General features: G+C 68.5%; 22 protein-coding genes, 1 other RNA gene and 1 pseudogene. 11 read left to right on the top strand and 13 right to left on the bottom strand.

The window, feature by feature from the left end:
- Positions 1-2: 2 nt before the first annotated feature.
- Positions 3-1133 carry an epoxide hydrolase family protein gene (locus tag AC5Y4T_RS04410; RefSeq protein ID WP_499915849.1) on the top strand — a complete coding sequence of 377 codons (1131 nt, stop codon included), beginning with the start codon at positions 3-5 and terminating at the stop codon, positions 1131-1133.
- A gap of 3 nt (positions 1134-1136) precedes the next feature.
- Here the strand turns inward: AC5Y4T_RS04410 and AC5Y4T_RS04415 are convergent, their stop codons facing one another.
- Both AC5Y4T_RS04415 and AC5Y4T_RS04420 read right to left on the bottom strand, forming a co-directional pair.
- The gene (locus tag AC5Y4T_RS04415) at positions 1137-1532 is read right to left on the bottom strand and encodes a VOC family protein (protein WP_499915851.1); all 396 of its coding nucleotides are present in this window, start codon (positions 1530-1532) and stop codon (positions 1137-1139) included.
- Positions 1533-1616: 84 nt separating this feature from the next.
- Positions 1617-2432, bottom strand: coding sequence for an oxygenase MpaB family protein (locus tag AC5Y4T_RS04420; RefSeq protein ID WP_499915853.1), 816 nt, complete (start codon positions 2430-2432; stop codon positions 1617-1619).
- Positions 2433-2586: 154 nt separating this feature from the next.
- Between AC5Y4T_RS04420 and AC5Y4T_RS04425 the strand changes: the two genes are divergently transcribed.
- Positions 2587-3543, top strand: a complete 957-nt coding sequence (locus AC5Y4T_RS04425; RefSeq protein ID WP_499915854.1) for a cobalamin biosynthesis protein — start codon at positions 2587-2589, stop codon at positions 3541-3543.
- Here AC5Y4T_RS04425 and AC5Y4T_RS04430 read toward each other — a convergent pair.
- From AC5Y4T_RS04430 to AC5Y4T_RS04440, 3 genes are read right to left on the bottom strand one after another with little or no spacing between them, the layout of a single operon-like run.
- Positions 3525-4376, bottom strand: a complete 852-nt coding sequence (locus tag AC5Y4T_RS04430; protein WP_499915856.1) for an SURF1 family cytochrome oxidase biogenesis protein — start codon at positions 4374-4376, stop codon at positions 3525-3527. The two genes, AC5Y4T_RS04425 and AC5Y4T_RS04430, sit on opposite strands and share 19 nt — an antisense overlap.
- Entirely contained in the window at positions 4376-4873 is a 498-nt protein-coding gene (locus AC5Y4T_RS04435) for a low molecular weight protein-tyrosine-phosphatase (protein WP_499915858.1), read from the bottom strand. The genes AC5Y4T_RS04430 and AC5Y4T_RS04435 overlap by 1 nt, the downstream gene beginning before the upstream one ends.
- Positions 4866-5561: an HAD-IA family hydrolase gene (locus AC5Y4T_RS04440; RefSeq protein WP_499915860.1), complete on the bottom strand. Its 696-nt coding sequence runs from the start codon at positions 5559-5561 to the stop codon at positions 4866-4868. Before AC5Y4T_RS04440 ends, AC5Y4T_RS04435 begins: the two co-directional genes overlap by 8 nt.
- Positions 5562-5651: 90 nt before the next feature.
- On the opposite strand from AC5Y4T_RS04440, the gene cobC reads away from it, so the two are divergent.
- The 4 genes from cobC to AC5Y4T_RS04460 are packed head-to-tail and all read left to right on the top strand — an operon-like array spanning position 5652 to position 9689.
- Positions 5652-6698 carry an Rv2231c family histidinol phosphate aminotransferase CobC gene (gene cobC, locus AC5Y4T_RS04445; protein ID WP_499915862.1) on the top strand — a complete coding sequence of 349 codons (1047 nt, stop codon included), beginning with the start codon at positions 5652-5654 and terminating at the stop codon, positions 6696-6698.
- Positions 6695-7843, top strand: a complete 1149-nt coding sequence (locus tag AC5Y4T_RS04450) for a Nif3-like dinuclear metal center hexameric protein (protein ID WP_499915864.1) — start codon at positions 6695-6697, stop codon at positions 7841-7843. The genes cobC and AC5Y4T_RS04450 overlap by 4 nt, the downstream gene beginning before the upstream one ends.
- Positions 7840-8577 (top strand): zinc ribbon domain-containing protein, encoded by a 738-nt coding sequence (locus AC5Y4T_RS04455; RefSeq protein ID WP_499915866.1) that lies wholly within the window; start codon positions 7840-7842, stop codon positions 8575-8577. The genes AC5Y4T_RS04450 and AC5Y4T_RS04455 overlap by 4 nt, the downstream gene beginning before the upstream one ends.
- Positions 8574-9689 carry a bifunctional RNase H/acid phosphatase gene (locus AC5Y4T_RS04460; protein WP_499915868.1) on the top strand — a complete coding sequence of 372 codons (1116 nt, stop codon included), beginning with the start codon at positions 8574-8576 and terminating at the stop codon, positions 9687-9689. Before AC5Y4T_RS04455 ends, AC5Y4T_RS04460 begins: the two co-directional genes overlap by 4 nt.
- Positions 9690-9692: 3 nt before the next feature.
- Here AC5Y4T_RS04460 and AC5Y4T_RS04465 read toward each other — a convergent pair whose 3' ends face one another.
- From AC5Y4T_RS04465 to AC5Y4T_RS04480, 4 genes are all read right to left on the bottom strand, one after another.
- The gene (locus tag AC5Y4T_RS04465; protein ID WP_499915869.1) at positions 9693-11645 is read right to left on the bottom strand and encodes an aconitate hydratase; all 1953 of its coding nucleotides are present in this window, start codon (positions 11643-11645) and stop codon (positions 9693-9695) included.
- Positions 11646-11717: 72 nt separating this feature from the next.
- Positions 11718-11912 carry a ferredoxin gene (locus AC5Y4T_RS04470; protein ID WP_499915871.1) on the bottom strand — a complete coding sequence of 65 codons (195 nt, stop codon included), beginning with the start codon at positions 11910-11912 and terminating at the stop codon, positions 11718-11720.
- Positions 11909-13087, bottom strand: a complete 1179-nt coding sequence (locus AC5Y4T_RS04475; protein ID WP_499915873.1) for a cytochrome P450 — start codon at positions 13085-13087, stop codon at positions 11909-11911. The genes AC5Y4T_RS04470 and AC5Y4T_RS04475 overlap by 4 nt, the downstream gene beginning before the upstream one ends.
- 49 nt (positions 13088-13136) lie before the next feature.
- A complete protein-coding gene (locus tag AC5Y4T_RS04480) occupies positions 13137-13712 on the bottom strand; it encodes a helix-turn-helix domain-containing protein (protein ID WP_499952291.1) in 576 nt (191 codons plus the stop codon).
- A 47-nt stretch (positions 13713-13759) separates the two neighbouring features.
- On the opposite strand from AC5Y4T_RS04480, the pseudogene AC5Y4T_RS04485 reads away from it, so the two are divergent.
- Positions 13760-14391, top strand: a pseudogene (locus tag AC5Y4T_RS04485) (class I SAM-dependent methyltransferase).
- A gap of 5 nt (positions 14392-14396) precedes the next feature.
- On the opposite strand, the gene AC5Y4T_RS04490 reads toward AC5Y4T_RS04485, so the two are convergent.
- A complete protein-coding gene (locus AC5Y4T_RS04490) occupies positions 14397-15107 on the bottom strand; it encodes a 2OG-Fe(II) oxygenase (protein ID WP_499952292.1) in 711 nt (236 codons plus the stop codon).
- 77 nt (positions 15108-15184) lie between these two features.
- Between AC5Y4T_RS04490 and rnpB the strand changes: the two genes are divergently transcribed.
- Positions 15185-15586: RNase P RNA component class A (gene rnpB, locus AC5Y4T_RS04495), an RNA gene on the top strand.
- 4 nt (positions 15587-15590) lie between these two features.
- On the opposite strand, the gene AC5Y4T_RS04500 is transcribed toward rnpB, so the two are convergent.
- The 3 genes from AC5Y4T_RS04500 to panB form a co-directional block, all read right to left on the bottom strand.
- Positions 15591-17135, bottom strand: a complete 1545-nt coding sequence (locus AC5Y4T_RS04500) for a CYTH and CHAD domain-containing protein (RefSeq protein WP_499952293.1) — start codon at positions 17133-17135, stop codon at positions 15591-15593.
- Positions 17136-17294: 159 nt separating this feature from the next.
- Positions 17295-18482, bottom strand: a complete 1188-nt coding sequence (locus AC5Y4T_RS04505; protein ID WP_499952336.1) for a glycoside hydrolase 5 family protein — start codon at positions 18480-18482, stop codon at positions 17295-17297.
- A gap of 197 nt (positions 18483-18679) precedes the next feature.
- The gene (gene panB / locus AC5Y4T_RS04510) at positions 18680-19528 is read right to left on the bottom strand and encodes a 3-methyl-2-oxobutanoate hydroxymethyltransferase (protein WP_499952337.1); all 849 of its coding nucleotides are present in this window, start codon (positions 19526-19528) and stop codon (positions 18680-18682) included.
- Positions 19529-19757: 229 nt separating this feature from the next.
- Here panB and AC5Y4T_RS04515 point away from each other — a divergent pair, with 229 nt between their 5' ends.
- From AC5Y4T_RS04515 to AC5Y4T_RS04525, 3 genes are all read left to right on the top strand, one after another.
- The gene (locus tag AC5Y4T_RS04515; RefSeq protein WP_499952294.1) at positions 19758-21314 is read left to right on the top strand and encodes an alpha/beta hydrolase; all 1557 of its coding nucleotides are present in this window, start codon (positions 19758-19760) and stop codon (positions 21312-21314) included.
- Between the two features lie 138 nt (positions 21315-21452).
- Positions 21453-23018 carry an alpha/beta hydrolase gene (locus tag AC5Y4T_RS04520; RefSeq protein WP_499952295.1) on the top strand — a complete coding sequence of 522 codons (1566 nt, stop codon included), beginning with the start codon at positions 21453-21455 and terminating at the stop codon, positions 23016-23018.
- A gap of 75 nt (positions 23019-23093) precedes the next feature.
- A complete protein-coding gene (locus AC5Y4T_RS04525) occupies positions 23094-23396 on the top strand; it encodes a hypothetical protein (protein WP_499915887.1) in 303 nt (100 codons plus the stop codon).
- Positions 23397-23488 lie beyond the last annotated feature (92 nt).

Below are 23488 nucleotides of genomic sequence, written 5' to 3' on the forward strand. Positions count from 1 at the left end.
GCGTGAAACCGTTCCGCATCGAGGTTCCTGACGACGTTCTCGACGATCTGCGATCGCGGCTGGCCCGTACGCGTTGGCCGGAGGCCGAATGCGTGGACGACTGGAGCCAGGGCGTGCCGTTGGCCTACACCCGCGAGCTGGCCGACTACTGGGCCAACCACTACGATTGGCGAGCGCGGGAGGCCGCGCTCAACCGTTTCGATCAGTTCACCACCGAAATCGACGGCCTGGACATCCATTTCATCCATCAGCGGTCGCCGCACGCCGACGCCTTCCCGCTCGTGATCACGCACGGCTGGCCGGGTTCGATCGTGGAGTTCCACAAGGTGATCGAGCCGTTGACCAATCCCGCGTCGGGCCGCGCCGAGGACGCCTTCCACGTGGTATGTCCATCGCTTCCGGGATATGGGTTCTCCGGAAAACCCACCGAGACCGGCTGGGGCGTGGAAAAGATTGCCGAGGCGTGGGAAACGCTCATGCTGCGCTTGGGGTACGACCGCTACGGCGCCCAGGGCGGCGACTGGGGCGCCGCCGTCACGACACAGATCGGCCGCAACAGTAGCCACAGGGGAGGCCACTGCCTGGCGATCCACCTGAACATGCCGGTCGGCCGGCCCACCAAGGACTCGCTGACCAACCCGACCGACGAGGAGCAACGGGCGCTCGCTGGGTTGGCCAACCACCGCAAGTGGGGCACCGGCTATTCCAAGCAACAGTCCACCCGGCCGCAGACACTGGGCTACGGCTTGGCTGATTCGCCTGTGGGGCAGCTGGCCTGGATCGTCGAAAAGTTCTGGGACTGGGCCGATTGCGACGGGCATCCCGAGAACGCGGTCAGCCGCGACGAGCTGCTCGACAATGTGATGGTGTACTGGGTGACCAACACCGCCGCGTCCTCGGCCCGCCTGTACTGGGAGAGCTTTGCGGTCTGGGGCGGCGGGGATCGCGTCGAATTGCCAACGGGCGTCGCGGCTTTCCCCGGTGAGCTGCTCAAGGCGCCTCGTAGCTGGTGCGAGCCGGTCTACAACATCACCCACTGGACGGACATGCCGCGGGGCGGGCATTTCGCTGCGTTCGAACAACCGGAGCTGTTCGTCGAGGACGTGCGCGCGTTCTTCGCGACGGTGCGCTGACGATCAGCCGGGTGGGGCGAACAACTCCAGGGCGATGCCGTCGGGGTCGCGGAAACTCAGCCCGGAGCCGTACGGCGCATCCACGATGCCGCCGTGCTCGATGCCCAGTTCACCCAGCCGGGTGACCCAGTTCTCCAGCTCGGCGCGGCTGGCGCAACCGAAGCCGACATGGTCGAGACCGACGCGATGTTCGCTGAACTTTTCGTCGGGTGCCTCGCGGTCGTGCTGATGGATGCCGAATATCGTGCCCCCGTCGAGCATCCACACCTGATGGTGAAATCCGGCATCGGTGTGTTCGTCGAGGATCGGGTCGGCGCCGAGCAGGTTGCGATACCACGGGCCGCTGATGTCGATGTCGCGCACCGTGACCGCGACGTGGTTGAGCGGTGGAAACGTCATGCCTTGCCACGCTAGTCCGCTTTGCGCGGTACGGGCTCGCCTATTGACGAGGAAGATTTTCCCCTCGAAACGACCCTGTGCCCGCTAGACGATCCGCCAGCCGCGCCGGGCGCGAAACCGCATGTCCCACAGGTAGATTCGATACAGGAGGATCCAGGCGTCATGGAGGATGAACAGGTCGGCCAGCCGCAGCGCCGAAAGCAGCCATTCGAACCGGCGCTGCTGGCGCGGCGACCAGTCCAGCTGCATCATCGCCCGAAACTGCGGAGCCAAAAAGCCAGTCGTCGCGAACAGGTTGAGCGGCCCCCCCAGCACCCGCAAGGGCCAGGGCAGAAACGCCATGGCAGCCACCCCGTGCAGATGTTCGCGCACCGGGGGGTCGATGCGCAGTTCTTCGAGCGAACGCTTCCAGTACGCATCAAAGGCGGCCCGGTCTGGCGGCCACATGCTCTCGGGCACCTGCAACGTGGTGCCTAGCCGCTTGCCGTCTTGATAGACGGCGTCGGCGGTCGCGTCGTCCAGCGGGCCGTACAGGAACTCGTGTTGCTCAACGAAGTACCGGTACAGGCAGGCCGCCACCCACAGCTGCAGCTTCGGGTCGAATGCGTTGTAGGACACCGGACTTGACGACGTCGATCGCACTTGCCGGTGCGCGCCGTCGACGGCGGCGCGGATCATCGCCCGGTCGGACTCGGTCCCGATGGCCGCGACCGCCAGATAGGTGCCGGTGGTGCGGGCCCGCTTGAAGGGATGCTTGTAGACGTTGCCGCTGTCCACCGGGCTTTCCAGCACGCCATAGCCGACGCCGGGCAACGACAACTGCATGATGACGTTCGCGGCGGGCAACAACAACGCCGCCGGGTTCAGCAGGTCGGCGACGCGGGTCGCGGGCCGCTTCACCGCCGACCTCGCCTGCTGGGCCTCATGCCTTCGAGTAGACCATCGCCGGATCGGCACGATCAATGATCTGACGTTATATCCGCCTGATAATGGGCGCGCCTGGGCGGTCAGCACCTAGCCGAGGCGGGGCGCGAGGGTGTGAGACGCTGCCGAGGTGGTTGCGAGGCAGGCTCGAGTCGCGGGCGTGGCGATCGGCTATTTGGCCGACCGCGCGCTGGGCGACCCGCGACGGGGCCATCCCGTCGCGCTGTTCGGCCGTACCGCCGCCGCGCTGGAGAAGGTGACCTATCGCGACAGCCGGATCGCCGGCGCGGTCCATGTCGGGGCGCTGATCGGGGCGGTGGGCGTGCTCGGCCTGGCGATGCAGCAGGCCGCCGCGCGGAGCGCCCGGGTGTGGCCGATCGCGGCGACGGCCGCGGCCACCTGGGTCTCGCTGGGTGGCACCTCGTTGGCCCGCACCGGACTGGACATGTCGGAGCGGCTGGGACATGGCGACGTCGAGGCCGCGCGTGCGCTGCTGCCGTCGTTGTGCGGGCGTGACCCGGCGTCGCTGAACGGCGCGGGCCTGACCCGTGCGTCGCTGGAATCGATCGCCGAGAACACCTCCGACGCCCAAGTGGCACCGCTGCTGTTCGCGGCGGTCGGCGGCTTGCCCGCGGTCCTGGTATATCGCGGCATCAACACCCTGGACTCGATGGTCGGCTATCGCTCGCCGCGGTATCTCCGGTTCGGTTGGGCCGCGGCGAGATTGGATGACACCGCCAACTTCCTCGCCGCGCGGGTGACCGCGTCGCTGACGGTGCTGCTGGCGCCGGTGGTCGGGGGATCACCGGCGGGCGCGGCCCGGGCCTGGCGCCGCGATGCCGCCCGTCACCCCAGCCCCAACGCCGGCGTCGTCGAGGCCGCCTTCGCCGGGGCGCTGGGCGTGCGCCTGGGCGGTCCCACGCACTACCAGCACGGACTGCAGATCCGGCCCACGCTCGGCGATGGCCGCGAGCCGACGGTGGCCGACCTGCGGCGCGCCGTGACGCTGTCGTCGCTGGTGCAAGCGGGTGCCGCGGTGTTGGCCGGACTGTTGACGTATCTGTCGGGTTACCGCCGGCGGCCGTAGCGGTCGGCGAGTTTGGCCTCGACGGACTGCGGCGCCTCGGGCGCCTGGGTCGCTTCGGGGGTGGGCGCTGCCTCGGGCGCCGGCCGGGGTTGTTTCTCCTGTCGCCGGGCGCGGATCTCCGAGTAGGCGAAGTAGCCCAAGCCGATGGGTGCGAGGATGCCGAACGCGATCCACTGGATGCCGTAGGACAGGAACGGGCCCGCGTCCAGCTGCGGCACGCCTACCACGCCGAGCCCACCGGGCTGACCGTCGATCAGTTGCAGGTAGGACCCGGCCAGTGGGGTCTTGGTCAGCACGGCGACCTGTTCGGTGTCGATCGAATAGACCTGCTGCACACCGTCGCCCACGAACGGATCCTTGTTCGCCGCGGCGGTCTCGGAGTTGCGCAGCCGCGCCGTGATGGTCACCGTCTGCGCGGGCGGGCGGGGTATCGGCGGGACGTGAGACCCCTCCAAAGGACGCACATAGCCGCGGTCGACCAGGACGGTCGGTCCGCCGTCGACGACGAACGGCGCCAGCACCTCGAACGCCGGCTTCGAGTCGATCACCCGCAACCGGGCCAGCACTTGCACGTCCGGCAGATAGTGCCCGGTTGCGGTGACCTGGCGCCACTGCGCGCCGGGAGCCGCCGAATTCTGCTGCGGCAGTAGCGTTTTCAACGGAACCGGCGCGGTGTTCAGCGAAGCTTCGATCTGGCGGTTCTCCTGCGACGTCCTGCTGTGCTTGCCCAGCTGCCAGGGCGCGAGCACCGTGAAGCACAGGTACGCGAAGGCGAGGACCACCAGCGCCAGCACGATCCAGCCCGGGCGCAGCGGGAAGGGCAACCGGCGCATCAAGGGGATCCGTTCTGCGCGAGCCGTTCGTCGACCCAGTCGTGCAGGCCGGGCAGCGCGGCCTCGATGACGGCGTAGACGCGTTCGAAGTCTTCGGTGTCGCCGTAGTAGGGATCGTCCACGTCGGGGGTGTGGGCGCCGCTGCGCGGGTCGAAGGACCGCAGCATCCGGACGCGATCCTCGTCCGCGCCCAGGTGCCGCAGCATCCGGGCGTGGTTGCGGTCCAGGGCCACCACCAGATCGGCGCCCAGGTGCTCGGCGTCGACCTGTGCGGCGCGGTGCTCGCACGCGTAGCCGTGGGCGCGCAGCACGCCGGCCGCCCGCTCGTCGGCGCGCTCGCCCACATGCCAGTTGCCGGTGCCGGCGCTGCTCACCCGCACCGCGTCGGCCAGGCCCCGCCGGCGCAGCTGGTCGGCGAACATCTTCTCGGCCATCACCGAACGGCAGATGTTGCCGGTGCACACGAACGTGACGTGCAGCGCCTCGCGACTAGACACCCAGTGCCCTCCGCAGTTCGTCGATGGTCGAGGCGTGCGTCACGCCGGATTCGGCGGCGTCGCTCGCGGCTGCGCGGTCGGGGAAATCGGCTTTGCCGTAGCCCCAGCCGACCACCACCGTGTCGATGCCGTGCGCGGCCGCGCCGTGCACGTCGTGGCTGCGGTCGCCGACCATGCGCACCCGCTCGGGCAGGGGCCGCAGCTGCGCCAGGGCATGGGCCAGCACGTCGACCTTGGTCTTGCGCGAACCGTCGGGGCTGGCGCCGGCGATGACCTCGAAGTGCTGGTCGAGCCCGAAATGAGCGAGGATGCGCCGCGCCGTGGGCTCCAGCTTCGAGGTGGCGACCGCCAGCCGGACGCCGGCGGCGCGCAGATCCACCAGCAGCGCCTCGATCCCGTCGAAGAGCGCGTTCATCGCCCAGCCCCGAGCGCCGTATTCGGCGCGAAACGCGGCGATGGCCTCCTCGGCGTCGGCGCCGAGCTCCATCGCCCGGAACGTGTCGTCCATCGGCGGGCCGACGATCTGCGCGACGAGGTCGCCGGGCGGCACCGGGGCGCCGATGTGGTCGAGCGCATGCAGGAAGCTGGCGACGATCCCCTCCGCGGAGTCGGTCAGCGTGCCGTCGAGATCGAAGATCACCAGCTGCGCCCCGGGGGCCTCGCGTTCGGCCGGCCTTGTGCCTGTCACCTCACCATTGTCCTTGATGGGCGGGGCCGGGTGTGACGGTGTTGCCGATGCATCGCCGGGCGGACCGGCCGGCGCACTAGTGTTTCACGGATGGCGAGTCTGAACCTGAGCCCGCCTGCGGCGCGCTACCACGGTGATCAGGCCGTCGCGCCCGGGATGCTGGATTTCGCCGTCAACGTCAGGCACGGCCGCCCGCCGGAGTGGCTGCTGCGACGACTGGCCGAGCGGCTGCCCGATCTGGCGCGCTACCCGAGCCTCGACGACGTCCACCGGGCCCAGGACGCGGCCGCCGAGCGGCACGGCCGGACCCGCGACGAGGTGCTGCCGCTGGCCGGCGTGGCCGAGGCCTTCGCGCTGCTGGCCAACCTGCGTCCGCGCCGGGCGGCGATCATCGCGCCGGCGTTCACCGAGCCCGCCGTCGCCCTGACCGCGGCCGGGGTGCCGGTGCACCACGTCGTGCTGGAGCCGCCGTTCGGCCTGGCCGGTGCGGCCGTCCCCGACGACGCCGACCTCGTCGTGGTGGGTAACCCGACCAACCCCACCTCGGTGTTGCACACCCGCGAACAACTGCTGGCGTTGCGCCGGCCCGGGCGGATCCTGGTGGTCGACGAGGCCTTCGCCGACTCGATTCCCGGTGAGCCGCAGTCGCTGGCCGGCGACGCGCTGCCCGACGTGCTGGTGTTGCGCAGCCTGACCAAGACGTGGGCACTGGCCGGGTTGCGGGTGGGCTACGCGCTCGGTTCCCCCGAGGTGTTGGCGCGGCTGACCGTGCAGCGGGCGCACTGGCCGGTGGGCACGCTGCAACTGACGGCCATCGCGCAGTGTTGCGGTCGGCAGGCGGTCAGCGCCGCGGCGGCCGGCGCGACGCGATTGGCGCGGCTGCGCGCCCAGATGGTGGCGGGCCTGGCGTCGGTGGGCGCCGAGGTGGTCGACGGCCAGGCGCCGTTCGTGCTGTTCCGCACGCCGGACGCGGTCCGGCTCCGAAAAAGTCTGCATGACAGGGGAATTGCCGTTCGCCGCTGTGATACGTTCGTCGGCTTGGACGAGCGGTACCTGCGGGCGGCGGTGCGTAGCGAGTGGCCGCGGTTGGTGCAAGCCATCTCGGAAGCGACGGGACACCTCGGGGGGCAGCGGTGAGCGTGAAGCTGGCCGAGGTCATCGCGGTGCTCGACGAGGCCTACCCGCCGCGGCTCGCGGAATCGTGGGATTCGGTGGGGCTGGTGTGCGGTGACCCCGACGACGAGCTGCACTCGGTGACCGTCGCGGTCGACCCGACGCCGGCCGTCGTCGACGCGGTTCCCCGGGCGAGCCTGCTGTTGGCCCATCACCCACTGCTGTTGCGCGGGGTGGACTCCGTGGCGGCCAGCACCCCCAAGGGCGCGCTGGTGCACCGGTTGATCCAGACGGGGCGTTCTCTGTTCACCGCGCACACCAATGCCGATTCGGCTCGCCCGGGCGTCTCCGATGCGCTGGCCGAGGCGCTGAGCCTGACCGTCGAGGCCGTGCTCGAACCGGCGACGGGCGCGCCCGACCTCGACAAGTGGGTCGTCTACGTGCCCGGCGAGAACGCGGAAGCGGTGCGGGAGGCGGTGTTTGCGGCCGGCGCCGGCCACATCGGGGACTATTCGCACTGCAGCTGGACCGTCAGCGGCATCGGGCAGTTCCTGCCGCACGAAGGCGCCTCGCCCGCGCTGGGCAGCGTCGGGAAGGTCGAGCGGGTGGCCGAAGACCGGTTCGAGGTCGTCGCGCCCGCGCGATCCCGGGCCGCGGTGCTGGCGGCGATGCGCGCCGCCCACCCCTACGAGGAGCCCGCGTTCGACATCTTCGCGCTGGTGCCCCCACCCGGCGACACCGGGCTGGGCCGCATCGCGACGCTGGCACGCCCGGAACCGTTGCGCGACTTCGTCTCCCGTGTGCAGACGGCGTTGCCGCGGACATCCTGGGGAGTGCGAGCGGCGGGCGACCCCGATACGCCGGTGTCGCGGGTCGCCGTCTGCGGTGGCGCCGGAGATTCGTTGCTGGCCGCGGCGGCCGGTGCCGGTGTGCAGGCCTATGTCACGGCCGACCTGCGGCACCATCCGGCCGACGAACATCGCCGCGCCTCCGATGTGGCTCTGATCGATGTGGCACATTGGGCAAGTGAATTCCCTTGGTGTGAACAGGCCGCCGGGTTGCTGCGGTCGCGTTTCGGTGCGGAACTCCCGGTGCGAGTGAGCTCGATTCGCACCGACCCGTGGAACGTCGAGCACGCTGACAACGAGTCCGGGGGGGACGGGTCATGAAAGCCGAAGTGGCACAGCAGCGTTCGTTGCTGGAATTATCGAAATTGGATGCCGAGCTGTCCCGGATCACGCACCGGGCCACGCATCTGCCGGAACAAGAGACCTGCGAGCGGTTGCAGAAGGAAGTCGAAGCGGCGGGCGACCGGCTGGCCACGCTGCGCATCGCCTTGGAAGACATCGACGCCCACGCCTCGCGGCTCGAGGCCGAGATCGACGCGGTGCGCAAGCGGGAAGACCGCGACCGCTCGCTGCTGCAGTCGGGCGCGACCGACGCCAAGCAACTGTCGGATCTACAGCACGAGCTGGAGACCCTGCAGCGTCGTCAAACCAGCCTGGAGGACTCGCTGCTGGAGGTGATGGAACGTCGCGAGGAGCTGCAATCTGAGCTGGACCGTGAGCAGCAGACGCTGACGTCACTGGAGGCCGAGATGGCCGGCGCGCGCGAGGCTCTCGACGCCGCGGTCGCCGAGATCAGCGAGGCCCGCGAGCTGCAGTCCTCGCGGCGTGACTCGCTGAGCGCCGAGCTGGATCCGGCGCTGGCCGCCCTGTACGAACGCCAGCGCGCCGGGGGAGGCGCGGGCGCGGGACAGCTGATCGGGCGCCGGTGCGGGGCCTGCCGACTCGAGATCGACCGCGGCGAGTTGTCCCGCATCTCGGCGGCGGCCGAAGACGATGTGGTGCGCTGCCCCGAATGTGGCGCGATCCTGTTGCGGGTCAAGGGTTTCGACCAGTGAAGGTCGTCATCGAGGCCGACGGCGGGTCACGCGGTAACCCCGGGCCCGCCGGATACGGTGCGGTGGTATGGACCCAGGACCGAGCGACCGTGCTGGCGGAGGCCAAGCAGGCGATCGGCCGGGCAACCAACAACGTTGCCGAATACCGTGGTCTGATAGCCGGTTTGGACGACGCCCTGAATTTGGGCGCCACCGAGGCCGCGGTGTACCTGGATTCCAAGCTGCTGGTGGAACAGATGTCGGGTCGGTGGAAGGTCAAGCACCCCGACCTGGTCGAGCTGCATGCCGAAGCCCGGAACCGGGCGCGACGCTTCGAGCGGATCAGCTACTCGTGGATTCCGCGGGAGCGCAACACGCACGCCGACCGGTTGGCCAACGAGGCGATGGACGCCGCGGCCGAGGTCGACGACGCGACGCAAAAGCCCGAGCCGGCACAACAATCCGCCCCGGCGGCAAAACCCGAACCCGCCCCGTCGGCGCCCGGCTGGACCGGCGCGCGCGGCACCCCGACCCGACTGCTGCTGCTGCGGCACGGCCAGACCGAGTTGTCGGTGCAGCGCCGGTATTCGGGTCGCGGCAACCCGGCGCTGACCGAGCTGGGGCGGCGGCAGGCCGACGCGGCTGCGCGCTATCTGGCGCAGCGGGGCGGGATTTCGGCGGTGTTCGCCTCGCCGCTGCAACGGGCTTATGACACCGCGGCGGCGGCGGCCAAGGCACTGGGCCTGGACGTGACCGTCGACGACGACTTGATCGAGACGGATTTCGGCTCCTGGGAGGGGCTGACGTTCGCCGAGGCGGCCGAGCGCGATCCCGAGCTGCATGGTCGCTGGCTGCGCGACACCGGCACCGCACCCCCGGGCGGGGAGAGCTTCGACGCGGTGGCCGAGCGCGTGTCGCGGCTTCGTGACCGGATCGTCGCCGCCCAGCAGGGCACGACGGTGCTGGTGGTGTCGCACGTGACACCGATCAAGATGTTGCTCCGCGAGGCGCTGGACGCCGGCCCCGGCATCCTGTACCGCCTGCACCTCGACCTGGCATCGTTGAGCATCGCCGAGTTCTATTCCGACGGAGCGTCTTCGGTGCGGTTGGTGAACCAGACGGACTACCTGTAGACGTCACTCCTGCTCCTGGTTGAGTCGCGGGATCAGCCCGCCGGCCAACACGTCCTTGACCTGTCGTGGCGAGAGTCGATGCCGCACCGCGAATGATGAATCCTTGCCGGCATTGTCGACCTGCAGCACATTGTCTTTGTCGATCGCGTTCAGATTCTGGAAGCGCAGCGTGTCGTCCTGGTCGATCGAGTCGTAGTCATCGGGGTTTTCGAACTCGAGCGCCAAAATTCCATAGTTGGCCAGGTTTTGCCAGTGGATGCGCGCGAAGGACTTGGCGATGACAACGCGCAACCCGAGGTAACGCGGTGCGATCGCGGCATGCTCGCGCGAGGAGCCTTGGCCGTAGTTCTCCCCGGCGACGATGACGTGCCCGCTGTCGTCGGCCTGTTGAGCCCGCTCGGGGTAGGAGTCGTCGATCCGGGTGAAGCTGAACATTGCGAGCTTCGGGATGTTGGACCGAAGCGGAAGCGCCTGCACGCCGGCCGGCGAGATCTCGTCGGTGGAGATGTTGTCGCCGACCTTGAGTAGCACCGGAGCCTCGAGTTCGTCTGGCAGCGGCGACAACTCGGGCAGGCTGGAGATGTTGGGCCCCTTCACCGGTTCGACACGTTGTGCCTCTTCGATGTCGAGCGGAGGAACCAGCATTGCGGTGTTGACGGAGTTGTGCTCGGGCAGATCGAGTTTCGGGTACTCCATCTGCTCCTCTTTGGCCCAGTCCCGCGGATCGGTGATCACTCCCGTCAGCGCCGATGCCGCCGCGGTCTCGGGGGAGCACAGCCAGACCGCGTCCTCCTTGGTGCCAGACCGGCCGGGGAAGTTGCGGGGCATCGTGCGTAGCGAGTTGCGACCGACCGCGGGCGCCTGGCCCATGCCGATGCACCCCATGCAGCCCGCCTGGTGGATGCGCGCCCCGGCCACCACCAAGTCCAGCGTCGCGCCCATCTTGGTCAGATCGGCCAGGATCTCGCGCGACGTCGGGTTGATGTCGAAGCTGACCTGCGGGGCCGTCTGGCGTCCCGCCACCATCGCGGCCGCGATCGCGAAATCGCGCAGCCCGGGGTTGGCGCTCGAACCGATCACCGCCTGGGCGATCTCCTCGCCGGCCACCTCGCGAACCGGTACCACGTTGCCCGGCGACGACGGTTTGGCGATCAGCGGCTCGATCTGCGACAGGTCGATCGTGTCCTCGACGTCGTAGCCCGCGTCGTCGTCGGCCTGCAACTCCATCCAGTCGTCCTCGCGTTCCTCGGCGCGCAAAAACTCGCGAACGGCGTCGTCGCTGGGAAACACCGTCGTCGTCGCGCCGAGTTCGGCTCCCATGTTGGCGATGACGTGGCGGTCCATCGCCGTCAGCGTCGCCAGGCCGGGGCCGTGATACTCGATGATCCGGTTCACCCCGCCCTTGACGTCGTGGCGGCGCAACATCTCCAGGATCACGTCTTTGGCCGAACACCATTGGGGCAGCTCGCCGTCGAGCCGCACACCCCATACCTCGGGCATCCGGATGTGCAGGGGCCGCCCGGTAATCGCGAGCGCCACCTCGAGGCCGCCGACGCCGATCGCGAGCATGCCCAGCGATCCGGCCGCCGGAGTGTGGGAGTCGGAGCCCACCATCGTCTTGCCGGGGATGCCGAAGCGCTGCATGTGAGTCGGGTGCGAGACTCCGTTGCCCGGTTTGGAGAACCACAGCCCGAAGCGTTGCGCCGCGGTGCGCAGGTATTCGTGATCCTCGGCGTTCTTCTCGTCGCCCTGTAGCAGGTTGTGGTCGACGTACTGGACGCTCACCTCGGTGCGGGCGCGATCCAGCCCGAGCGCCTCGAGTTCCTGCATCACCAGCGTGCCGGTCGCATCCTGGGTCAGCGTCTGATCGATGCGGATCGCGATCTCTTCTCCCGGCGACATCTCCCCGGATTCCAGATGTGAACTGATCAGCTTGTGAGCGACGTTCATGGCCATACCCGGGGGTTACCCCGGCGCGGCGTGTTCTAGCGCGATGCCACAGCCGACGTTTGGCCTCGGACCCACGCGTCAACGACCCAGCGTGATGGCACTTTCGGGGCAGTTCTGTTCGGCGGTGACGGCCTGCGATTCCAGCTCGCCGGACACCTCGTCGACGAGCACCACGCAATGTCCGACCTCGTCGGCGTCAAAGACGTCGGGCGCCAGGGTGTAGCAGCGTCCGTGCCCGGTGCAGCGGTCGGGATCGACGGCTACGCGGGTCATGACACCGGAAAGACCAGCGGCAGCGACTCGACCGAGCGCAGCGCCGCGGTGTAGGACAGCTCGGCGCCGGGCTTGATCTCGTAATCCGGTATCCGCCGGTGGAATTCGCGCAGCGCCACCCGCAGCTCCATGCGGGCCAGGTGCGAGCCGAGGCAACGGTGCGGCCCGCCGCCGAACGCCCGGTGCCGGTTGGGGTTGCGGGTGAAGTCCACCAGCTCCGGGTCGGGGAACTCGGCCGGGTCGGTGTTGGCCGCCCCCAGCAATGGGCTGACCCGTTCGCCCTTGCTGATCGGACACCCGCCGACCTCGACGTCCTGGATGGCGACCCGGGCGACGCCGGGCACAGGTGTTTCCCAACGCAACAACTCCTCGACCGCACCGGGCAGGACGTCGGGCCGCTCGACAAGTTGACGACGGTGATGGGGGTGGCGCGCCAGGTACACGAAGAAGCAGTCGAGCGAGTCGGTGACCGTGTCCAGTCCGGCGATGAGGAACAGGAAGCAGATGTCGAGCAGCTCGTCGCGCGACAGCGGTTGGGCCGCGTCTTCTTTGAAGTTCGCCGCGATCATTGCGGACAACACATCGTCGCGGGGGCTGGCGATGTGGTCGTCGATGGCCCGGTCGAAGTATTCGTAGATTTGCTGGGCCATGCCCGCCGAGCTTTCGTGGCGGCGGTCGAAACCGGAGTCGCCCTCCGGGCGGATCACGCCGTCCTTCCACACCAGGAATTTGTCGAGGTCGTCGAGCGGCAAGCCGAGCAGCTGCAGAAAGACGGTGCAGGGCAGCGGCACCGCGAACTCGGTGTGGAAGTCGCACTCGCCCCGGTCGGCGAAGCGATCGATCATCTCGTTGACCAGCTCGGTGACGCCTGGTTCGCGTCGGGCCATCTCCCGCGGAGTGAAGAGGGGATCGAGAATGCGCCGGTACTTCGCATGCTCGGGCGGATCGATTTGGAGCGGGATCAGCGGCCGCACGTTACCCAGGTCGACCGCGTCCATGTTCGACGAGAACAGCTCGGTGTGTTTGAGCGCCATCTCGATGTCGGCCAGGCGGCTGAGAACGACCGCCTGCGGCGACCGGAATACGGGGCTGGTTTCGCGCAGCGCCTTATACATCGGTTGCGGCTCCGCGAGTCCCGTCCGCGTCTGATCGACGAAACTTTCGGCTTCTGTCATGCGGTCAGCCTGGCACCGACGCGCCTATTGGGCAATGGGCTAATACGGGTCAACTATGCAGGTGGAGCCGCTCGCCGTGCGGTCCGAAGATGACGATGGCTTCCACCGGCCCGTCCACCACACCGAACCAGTGCGGGGTCCATGTCGAGAACTCGACGGCTTGGCCCGGGTCGATGGTGAAGTCGCGTTCGCCCAGGATGAGTCGCATCCGGCCCGAAAGCACATACATCCAGTCCCGGCCCTCGTGCACCGGCAGCTCGGCGGGTGGGGTGCGGCGGCGCGCGCTGACCCGGACCTTGAACGCGTGCAGGCCCCCGGCGGGGCCCTGGCGGGTGAGCGGCCAGTAGGTGACGCCGTGGTGGGTATGCGCGGTCCCGCGCACCCGCGGGTCGGGCGTCGGCGGCGCCTGCAACAGCTCGTCGGTGCTGACGGACAGGGCCCGGGCCAGGCGCGGCAGGTGATCCAGTGCCAGCCGGCGCTTCCCGGATTCGAGGCGGCTGAGCGTCGAGACGTCTATCCCGGCGCGCTCGCCCACCTCCTGCAGCGTGAGGCCGCGCTGCACGCGCAGTTCTCGTAGTCGCCGGCGCACCAGGAGGTCGATGTCGGGTGTGCTTTTTGCCTGCATGGCAATTCAGCTTGGCAAACGCCGTGCCGGGTGGGCAAGCTCGCGGTGTGGAGAACTCATGCAAATCAGATGATGCCCAGCGGCTCTGGGAGGAGCGCTACCGCTCGGCGGAGCGGGTGTGGAGCGGACGGGTCAATCCCCGCCTGGCCGAGGCGGCCACCGATCTGCCGTCGGCCGGGCCCTCGACCTGGGCTGCGGTGAGGGGGCCGACGCGCTATGGCTGGCCGAGCAGGGCTGGGAAGTGGTGGCCGTCTACATCTCGGCCACCGCGTTGCAGCGCGCCACCCAGGCTGCGTCGGCTCGGAACATGCTCGCCCACATCGACTTTCAGCGCCATGACCTCAACGAGAGCTTCCCCGACGGGACCTTCGACCTGGTGTCCGCGCAGTACTTGCACTCGCCGGCGCGACTGGAGCGCGACGGGGTGCTGCAACGGGCGGCCGAGCGCGTGAATCGCGGCGGTGTGCTGTTGATCGTCGACCACGGAGCGCCCCCGCCGTGGGCGGAACATCACGATCACCATTTCGAAGACATCGAGGAGGTCCTCGCGTCGCTGCACCTGAACGCGTCGCGCTGGACGCGGGTGCGCACCGAGGCCGTCGAGCGAGAAATGGTGGGTCCGAATGGGGAAGTCGGCACCATGGCCGACAACGTGATGATCCTGAGACGATCCGGCTAGCCCCCCTACGCCGCGTCGTGGAAAATCAGCCCCATGGCGTAACGCTCACCGGAGCGAACGACCGAGACGCCGTGGCGCACCGGCGCCGCGGACCAACCCCGGGCCGAGGGCACCGGTCGTTCCCGGGTGGTGAACACATACCCGTGTCCCTGCGGCAGTTGTGTTGCCATGCCGCGGGATTGGGCCCGCAGCCGTTGTTCGACGAGCAGGAACTCGCCGCCGGTGTAGTCGGTGTCGGGATTGCTCAGATTGATGACCACCTGGAGCGGGAAAACCAACTCACCGTACAGATCGCGATGCAACGCATTCCAGTCGCCCGCACCGTATTTCAGCATCAGCGCGGTCGATCTACCCTGGCCGGCCGCGTGACAGGTCGCCAGCCAGTCGTCGAGGCTGTCCGGCCAAGGTGCTTCCCGGCCGAGCTTGCCCCACCAGTCGCGCGCTATCGGCAGCAGCCGGGGGTAGAGCGCCTGTTTGAGCCGTTCGATCGGTTCGGGGTAGGGCGCGCGGAAATAGCGGTATTGGCCTGCGCCATAGCGTTTGGGCGCCATGTCGATGGTCGACCGAAACAGGTCGTCGTGGGCGTAGAGCCTGCGCAGCCGGACCGCTTCGGCGGGCGTGACCAGCCGCGGCAACAGCGCGCCGCCGTATTCGTCGGCCGCGGTGGCGATGGCGTCCCAATCGCCTGTGTCGACGCGCTTTTTCCACTGGTCCATCTGGTCCACCATAGAGCCGCGCAAGCGGTTGTTGCTGGCACCGGCATCCCGCAGGTAGTACCGTGGTTCGTCGCGGACGAGTTGGCCGGGCGGCCGCGGACCGTCGCAAGCGGTTCGAGGAAAGTCCGGACTTCACAGAGCAGGGTGATTGCTAACGGCAATCCGAGGTGACTCGCGGGAAAGTGCCACAGAAAACAGACCGCCACCCCCGCGGTGGTAAGGGTGAAACGGTGCGGTAAGAGCGCACCAGCATCCCGGGTGACCGGGATGGCTAGGCAAACCCCACCCGAAGCAAGGCCAAGAAGGCCGCACCGGAAGGTGCGGCCGCGCAGGCGTTCGAGGGCTGCTCGCCCGAGCCTGCGGGTAGGCCGCTCGAGGCACCCGGTGACGGTGTGTCCAGATGGATGGTCGCCGCCGCGCCGCCGTTGCTTATGCGCGGCGGCGGGGAACAGAATCCGGCTTACAGGCCAACTCGTCCGCCTTCTAATGCCCCGCCTTGCGGACCGCTTTGGCGAGTTTGCGCAAGGCGTCGTCGAGTTCGTCGCGGCACCGGTCGGCCAAGTCGGCCTCGCGCTGATACAGCAGCCCGTAGGTGAAGGTGTCCTCGCCGGCGGCATGCGCGGCTTCGGCCTCCTGACGCAGATGCTCGCGGCTGACGACGCTGTCTTGATGGTCACCGAGCAGCGACTGCACCGCCTTGGCCTCTTCGGACACCCCGGCGGCGCCGGTGGCGGCGGCGGTATAGCGAAGTCGCTTGGCGCGCTTACGGATTCGATGTATTGCCTCGTCGCGTTGGTGCCGGTCGTCCGGGTGTTCTCGGTCGACCCGCGCGGCGGCCTTCTGAGCCTTGCGTACCTTCGTATACGCGGCGTCGATGGTTACCGGGGCCTGTTCGTCGACCACGGCGGCGCCGGGGGTCTCGGCCGCTATCAGATCGAGGGAGTCCAGCAGGCGGAAGTATCGCTGCGACCGCATGGCGATCAAGGACCGGCGCAGCCCGATCTGGTAGCGCCGCTGGGCACCCCCGACCAGGCGTTCGCGCACCGGTCCGCGCACCAATTCCGGTGCGAGCGCGTCCAAACCGCGCTCGTATCGCTCGGCGAGCACCTCGGCGTCGCGGGCCACACCCAGGATTCCGGCGAGCTCCCGCAACTCGTCCATGACCCACCCCTCGTCGGGCAGGGCGAACGACTCCTGGTAGTCGCGCAGCAGGCTGCGCAGCTTGCGGGTGGTCACCCGCATCTGGTGAATGGCGTCGTAGGCGTCGGCACGAACGGCGCGATCCCACACCACAAGCTCGCGAACCTGCTCGGCGATCGCGCGCTGCAGCGGATCCTCGGACGGCTGGGCGCCGTCGGGCGGCGCGGCGCCGAGCACGCGCGCCAGCTTGGACCCGTGACCCGCCGGTACGGCGCCGGCGTCCAACAGCCGGTTGCCCAATCGGTTCAGCAGCTCAACGCCGGCTGTCCCGTTGGCGAGCCCGCTCGCTTCGAGGAGCTCCAATTCCCACTCCCGCCATTCCTGTTCGGTTGGCGCCGAGTCGGTGTCGTCGGATCCGCGGGTCGACCACGCGGTGACATGGTCGTTGCTGAACTCGGCCAGCGCGGTGCCCGCGGCGTCGTAGAGCACTTGGCTCTCGCGCCGGGTGGTGATGCGCGCGACGGGCTGCATCGGACGGTCGCGGACGATTGCCAGCACCACATCCGTCAGCTCGTTGGGCACCGAATCGTTTCCGCCCGAGGCGTCCAGCGGGAGGCGGACCTCGGTTCGGGAGTCCGGACCGGCCGGCAGCTTCAGGTGCCAGCCCGCGTCCGAGCCACCGGTACGGCGGCGCAGTGTGATCTTGTTGCGCGCCAAATCGTGGATGGGGGTGTCGAAGTACGTCGCGTCCAGGGTGTGCGCCGGCGACTTCTCGACGTGGGCAACCGCGGCGATCCCGTCGAACGACGGTGACACGGTGGATTCCACTACGTCGAACTTGCGCTCGACCTCGAGATAACGCGAGGGCTGCGGCGCTTTTGCAGGCATCTTCTTCGGCTCCGTTGCGGACGCGTCACGGCGGCCGTGAACATGGTGGACGGTGGGAGATGAGCACCCATAGCCTGCCATACCGAAGCGACGCGCCCGCCGCGGATCGGACGGTCAGTGAGGCGCCCAGCCGTAACGGCGGCCGCTGACCGATCGTCCTCAGCCGGCCGGTGGTGGCGGCGGCTGCAGGTGCATCGCCAGGTCGCTCAACTCCAGGATCGTCTGCATCTCGGCGTCGCGGAATGGCCGTCCGTCCGGACCCAGCAGGTCGTGAAACCACTCCTGCGGCATCGCCGGGTCCGGGTCCGGGTGGTCCCAGGAATCCCAGGGGAAGAAGGTCTGCGTCTTTCCGGCGACCAGACCCCAATTGAACGCGCCGACTCCGGCACGCTTCGCGATCGGCAGGATGCCCTGCACCGTGCTGCCCAGTGGGCGGGCCATGTACTCGGTGCACAGGATCGGGCGGCCCAACGGGACGAGCTCGGCGATGCGTCTCTCGAACTCCGCCGGCTCGCCATAGTTGTGGAACGTGATGATGTCGGAGTTGTCGAGCTGGATGCCACTGATGACGCTGCGGCGTCCCACGTCGGCCCACTCGCCGTGCCAGACGCCACTGGTCAACGGCTGGCAGGGATCAACCAGCCGCGCCCACTCGAACACCTGGGGCAGCAACTGGGCGACCAGGTCCACCTTGTCTTTGCGTTCGACCGAGGCGTAAGCGTCCGCGGGGTTGTCGGGCTCGTTCCACAGGTCCCAGCCCAGGATGCGATCGTCAGCGCGGAACTGCGTCAGTACTCCGGTGACATAGCCGCGCATGGTGTGCAGGTAGCCGCGATCGTCCAGGCGCGCCGCGCCCGGGCTCTGCACCCAGCCGGAGTTGTGGATGCCCGGCCGAGGCGCACGCTGTGGACCCGCCTGGGGGAACGGATCCCAGCACGAATCGAACAAAACGAACAGCGGTTTGATCCCGTGACGGGCGGCGATGTCGACGAACTGGGACAGACGGCCCTGAAACCCGCGATGATCCTGCGCCCAGAGCTGGTCGTGCAGGAAGACCCGGATCGCGTTGAACCCGTTGACCCGCGCCCAGCCCAGTTCGGTGTCGATGCGCCTGGGGTCGAAGGTTTCGCGCTGGAACATCTCCAGCTGATTAATGGCATTGGAGGTGATGTAGTTCGCGCCGACCGGCCAGCCTTGCGCCTGATACCAGCGGTTGGCGCGCTCGGGCGACCACCTGCTTGCTTGCGGCGAGGTCCGAGGCGGTTCGGCGGACGCCCGCGGTGTTGGGGCCAAAGCCATGCCTCCCGCCATCAGCAGCGGCAACGTCAGCACCATTCGACGGTGCACGAAGTCACCGCGGTTCCCCCGGTCGATGTGGTCCACCCCTGATAGTTCGGATCGCCCCCGCGAGCCATCGTACATCCATGTACCGCAACGCTTTTCAGCGGTTTGGTTGCGACGGCAATAACGTGGTCAACCAGGCGCTGACCGTGAATCGCAGCCAGGAGCGTGCAAACTAGCGCGTTGACGCGCCAGGGGTGGATCTAAAAGCAGTGCTCGTCGGCGGGGAACACCCCGGCGGCCACCTCTTGGGCATATTGCGTTGCCGCGCGGCGCAATTCCCCACCGATGTCCGCGAACCGCTTGACGAAGCGGGCCGCTTTGCCGCCGCTCATACCGGCCATGTCCTGCCAAACCAGCACCTGGCCATCGCAGTTCGGTCCGGCGCCGATCCCGATGGTCGGGATGGTCAGCTTGCCCGTGATCTGGGTGGCCAGCTCGGCCGGCACCATCTCCATGACGACGGAGAACGCGCCGGCCTCGGCGACGGCGATCGCGTCGTGCACCGTCTGCTCCGCCGCGTCACCGCGTCCCTGCACCCGGAACCCGCCGAGGCTGTTGACGCTCTGCGGGGTGAACCCGACGTGCGCCATCACCGGGATGCCGGCGGCGGTCAGGCAAGCGATCTGCTCGGCCACCCGCTCGCCGCCCTCCAGCTTGACCGCGTGCGCGCCGCCCTCCTTCATGAACCGGGTGGCGGCGGCCAGGGCCGCGGCGGGCCCGGCCTCGTAGCTGCCGAACGGCAGGTCGGCGACGACGAGCGCGTGCGGGGCACCCCGCACCACGCCGCGCACCAGCGGAATCAACTCGTCGATCGACACGGGCACGGTGGTGTCGTAGCCGTAGACCACGTTGGCCGCGGAGTCGCCGACCAGCAGGACCGGGATGCCCGCCTCGTCGAAAATGCGGGCGGTCGAATAGTCGTAGGCCGTGAGCATGGCCCACTTGTGGCCTTCGGCCTTCATCTTCTGCAGGTGATGGGTGCGGATCTTGGGTCTCGCCTTTTCGGGCTGCGCGGGCGAGTTGGCACCGTAAACGTTGTGCTCAGACATCATTGTCCCTAAGGGTGGTCGGTTCGATCCTCGAGGCCTTTGAAGGTCCCCGGGTTCGTTTGACCCTCTGATTCTGCCATTTCTTTTACGCGGTCGCACCGTCGCGGCGGTGTGAGACATACCATGCGCGCCGGTTGCGGGGGAGGGAGGAGTTGCTCGCTCGCGGGGTGACCGGGCGGCGGGTGCCGCTAATCATGATCTCAGGTTTCCTCTGGCAGCATAGGTTGGCATGGGGCTGTCTCGCCGCGGCGATATCGCGCGCACGCTGCTGATCTGGACGTCGATGGCTGCCGTCGCGCTGCTTCTGGCGGGCTGTGTCCGCGTCGTGGTGGGACGCGCCGTCATGTCCGGGCCGAAGCTGGGCCAGGCCGTCGAGTGGACGCCATGCCGCACCGCGAACCCCAAGGTCAAACTCCCCGCCGGCGCGTTGTGCGGCAAACTGGCCGTGCCGGTCGACTACGACCACCTCGACGGCGACGTGGCAACGCTGGCCATGATTCGTTTCCCCGCGACCGGAGACAAGATCGGCTCGCTGGTGATCAACCCCGGCGGGCCGGGCGAGTCCGGCATCGAGGCGGCGCTGGGCGTCGTCCAGTCGTTGCCGAAGAAGGTTCGCGAGCGATTCGACCTCGTCGGCTTCGACCCCCGCGGGGTGGGGTCGTCGCGGCCGGCGGTCTGGTGCAACTCCGACGCCGACAACGATCGGCTGCGCACGGAGCCCAACGTCGACTACAGCCCGGCCGGGGTCGCCCACATGGAGGACGAAACGAAGCAGTTCGTGAGTCGCTGCGTCGACAAGATGGGTAAGGATTTTCTGGCCAATGTCGGCACCGTCAACGTCGCACGGGATCTCGACGCCATCCGCGCGGCGCTCGGTGACGAAAAGCTCACCTACCTCGGCTACTCCTATGGCACCCGGATCGGCTCGGCCTACGCGGAAGCCTTCCCGCACAACGTGCGGGCCATGATCCTGGACGGAGCCGTCGACCCCAACGCCGATCAGATCGAAGCCGACCTTCGTCAGGCCAAGGGATTCCAGGACGCCTTCAACAACTACGCCGCCGACTGCGCGAAGCAGCCGACCTGCCCGCTGGGCACCGACCCGGCCAAGGCGGTGGACGTCTACCACAGTCTGGTCGACCCTCTGGTCGACCCGAACAACCCCATGGTGGGCCGGCCCGTCCCGACGAACGATCCCCGCGGCCTGGGCTACAGCGACGCGATCATCGGCACCATCATGGCCCTGTATTCGCCGAACCTGTGGCATCACCTGACCGACGGTCTTTCCGAGCTCGTCGACCACCACGGCGACACCCTGCTCGCCCTGGCCGACATGTACATGCGCCGCGACTCGCACGGCCACTACACCAACGCGACCGACGCGCGGGTCGCGGTCAACTGCGTCGACCAGCCGCCGATCACCGACCGCGCCAAGGTGATTGACGAAGACCGCCGCTCCCGCGAGGTCGCACCGTTCATGAGCTACGGGCAGTTCACCGGCAACGCACCGCTGGGCACCTGCGCATTCTGGCCGGTGCCGCCGACCAGCAAGCCGCACACCATTTCCGCGCCCGGCCTGGCGCCCACGGTGGTCGTGTCCACGACCCACGATCCGGCCACCCCGTACAAGGCCGGCGTCGATCTGGCCAACGAGCTGCGCAGCTCGCTGCTCACCTACGACGGCACCCAACACACCGTCGTCTTCCAGGGCGACGGCTGCATCGACAACTACGTGACGGCGTATCTGGTCGGCGGTTCCATTCCGCCCGACGGCGCCAAGTGTTAGGCAGGCGGCTGGCGCCGAACGTGCACTCACGGCGAGCTTTTCGCCGATTTCTCGCCGTCAGTGCACGCTCGGCGACGCCGGCAGCCGAGACCAAGGCGTAACCGTTTCGCGCTGCCACGGGTACCCGGGCCTGCAACGATGACAGCCATGTCGCGCCTGAGATCGTTGAGCTCGGCGCTGTTCTCCTTGCTGATCGTCAGCGGTCCGTGCGTCGTCGTGTCGCCCCCTGCCGGCGCCACGCCGGAACCGGGCGCCGGGCAGACGCCGACCCCGAATCCGCCGTCGGCCGCGGTGCCGCAAGGGTGGGGCAGCTGCAGCCAATTCGTCGGTGACACAAGCGATATCCCCACCGCGCAGTGCACCACCGTGTCGGTACCGATCGACTACAGCAACCCCGCCGGCGCGCAGGCCAAGCTGGCGGTGATCCGGATACCCGCGACGGGACAACGGATCGGATCCCTTCTGGTCAATCCCGGCGGTCCCGGCGGCTCGGCGGTCGACATGGTGTCCTCGATGGCCCCGAACCTCGAGGACTCTTCAATCAGGCGCAATTTCGACCTGGTCGGCTTCGATCCGCGCGGCGTGGGCCATTCGACCCCCTCGCTGCGCTGCCGCACCGACGCCGAATTCGACGCGTACCGGCGTGAGCCGATGGTCGACTACAGCCCGGGCGGCGTGGCGCACATCGAGCAGCTCTACCGCCAGCTGGCCCAGCAATGCGTCGACCGGATGGGGGCTGCGTTTCTGGCCAACGCCGGCACCGCCTCGGTCGCCCGCGACATGGATGCCGTCCGCCAAACGCTGGGCGACGACCAGATCAACTACCTGGGCTACAGCTACGGCACCGAGCTGGGCACCGCCTACCTGGAGAAGTTCAGCAACCACGTGCGCACGATGGTGCTCGACGGCGCCATCGACCCGACCGTCGGGCCGATCGACGAGAACGTCAACCAAATGGCGGGATTCCAAACCGCGTTCAATGACTACGCCGCCGACTGCGCCCGCTCACCGGGCTGCCCGCTGGGCACCGACCCGGCCCAATTCGTCAACCGGTACCACGCGCTGGTCAACCCGCTGGCGACCAAGCCCGGTCGCACCGCGGACCCGCGCGGCCTGAGCTATGCCGACGCGACCACCGGCACCATCAACGCCCTTTACACGCCCGCGCACTGGAAATACCTGACCAGCGGCCTGCTCGGCCTGGCCCGCGGCACCGACGCGGGCGACCTGCTGCTGCTCGCCGACGACTACGACGGCCGCGACAAAGACGGGCACTACTCCAACGACCAGGACGCATTCAACGCGATCCGCTGCGTCGACGCGCCGAACCCGACGGACCAGGCCAGCTGGGTGAGTGCCGATCAGCGCATCCGCCAGGCCGCGCCGTTCCTGAGCTACGGGCAGTTCACCGGCAACGCTCCCCGCGATGTCTGCGCGCTGTGGCCGGTGCCGCCCACGTCGGCGCCGCACGCCGCGCCGCCGATGGCGCCCGGCAAGGTCGTCGTCGTCTCCACCACGCATGATCCGGCAACGCCGTATCAGGCCGGCGTGAACCTGGCCCACCAACTCGGTGGGCCGCTGATCACCTATGACGGCACGCAGCACACCGCGGTTTTCAACGGCCACCAATGCGTGGACGACGCCGTCGTCCGGTATTTGGTCGCCGGAACGCCGCCGCCGGCCTCCTACCGCTGCCAGCCCTGACGACCGCCGGACCGCGCGATCGGCGTCGAATCGTTTGCTGATTATCCGGGGTGAGGGCTGGGTATTCCCCTGACCATGCGTTTCATCTATCTCGCTGTCACGGCCGGGCTAGCCGTCGCCGTCCTGTTGATCGCCCCGGCTGTGCTGATGGGCGCGTCTGCTCACGCTGATTTCAGTGGTTACCGCCGCTGCGTGGGCAAGATTACGGAACCGATCGGGGAAGCCGACCCGCAGAACTTGCAGCTCATCGGCGAAATCAAGCAGGATCTCAACTCCGGTGTCACACCGGCTGCTGAAGCCCAAAAGGTTTCCCACAAGGGATTCAACCCTCAGCTCGCCAACGGGATCGTTCAGTGCGTCATCGAGGAGCGCCCGTAGACGGGCGGTCGGTCCGCAAGAGCGGCTCGAGTCCGACCTGGAGGCCAGGTCACAGCACATCCGTACTGATCCGGTAACACAGAATTAACAGC

It is taken from the genome of Mycobacterium sp. NGS11 (assembly GCF_059813315.1).

Bases quoted from the DNA above. Each gene is read 5' to 3' on its own strand.
- AC5Y4T_RS04490 (WP_499952292.1), bottom strand. From the start codon at position 15,107: ATGGACCAGTGGAAAAAGCGCGTCGACACAGGCGATTGGGACGCCATC.
- AC5Y4T_RS04470 (WP_499915871.1), bottom strand. From the start codon at position 11,912: ATGACCCGCGTAGCCGTCGATCCCGACCGCTGCACCGGGCACGGACGC.
- AC5Y4T_RS04455 (WP_499915866.1), top strand. From the start codon at position 7,840: ATGAAAGCCGAAGTGGCACAGCAGCGTTCGTTGCTGGAATTATCGAAA.
- AC5Y4T_RS04520 (WP_499952295.1), top strand. From the start codon at position 21,453: ATGACAGCCATGTCGCGCCTGAGATCGTTGAGCTCGGCGCTGTTCTCC.
- AC5Y4T_RS04515 (WP_499952294.1), top strand. From the start codon at position 19,758: ATGGGGCTGTCTCGCCGCGGCGATATCGCGCGCACGCTGCTGATCTGG.
- AC5Y4T_RS04465 (WP_499915869.1), bottom strand. From the start codon at position 11,645: ATGGCCATGAACGTCGCTCACAAGCTGATCAGTTCACATCTGGAATCC.
- AC5Y4T_RS04475 (WP_499915873.1), bottom strand. From the start codon at position 13,087: ATGACAGAAGCCGAAAGTTTCGTCGATCAGACGCGGACGGGACTCGCG.
- AC5Y4T_RS04480 (WP_499952291.1), bottom strand. From the start codon at position 13,712: ATGCAGGCAAAAAGCACACCCGACATCGACCTCCTGGTGCGCCGGCGA.
- AC5Y4T_RS04500 (WP_499952293.1), bottom strand. From the start codon at position 17,135: ATGCCTGCAAAAGCGCCGCAGCCCTCGCGTTATCTCGAGGTCGAGCGC.
- AC5Y4T_RS04430 (WP_499915856.1), bottom strand. From the start codon at position 4,376: ATGCGCCGGTTGCCCTTCCCGCTGCGCCCGGGCTGGATCGTGCTGGCG.
- cobC (WP_499915862.1), top strand. From the start codon at position 5,652: ATGGCGAGTCTGAACCTGAGCCCGCCTGCGGCGCGCTACCACGGTGAT.
- AC5Y4T_RS04415 (WP_499915851.1), bottom strand. From the start codon at position 1,532: ATGACGTTTCCACCGCTCAACCACGTCGCGGTCACGGTGCGCGACATC.
- AC5Y4T_RS04525 (WP_499915887.1), top strand. From the start codon at position 23,094: ATGCGTTTCATCTATCTCGCTGTCACGGCCGGGCTAGCCGTCGCCGTC.
- panB (WP_499952337.1), bottom strand. From the start codon at position 19,528: ATGTCTGAGCACAACGTTTACGGTGCCAACTCGCCCGCGCAGCCCGAA.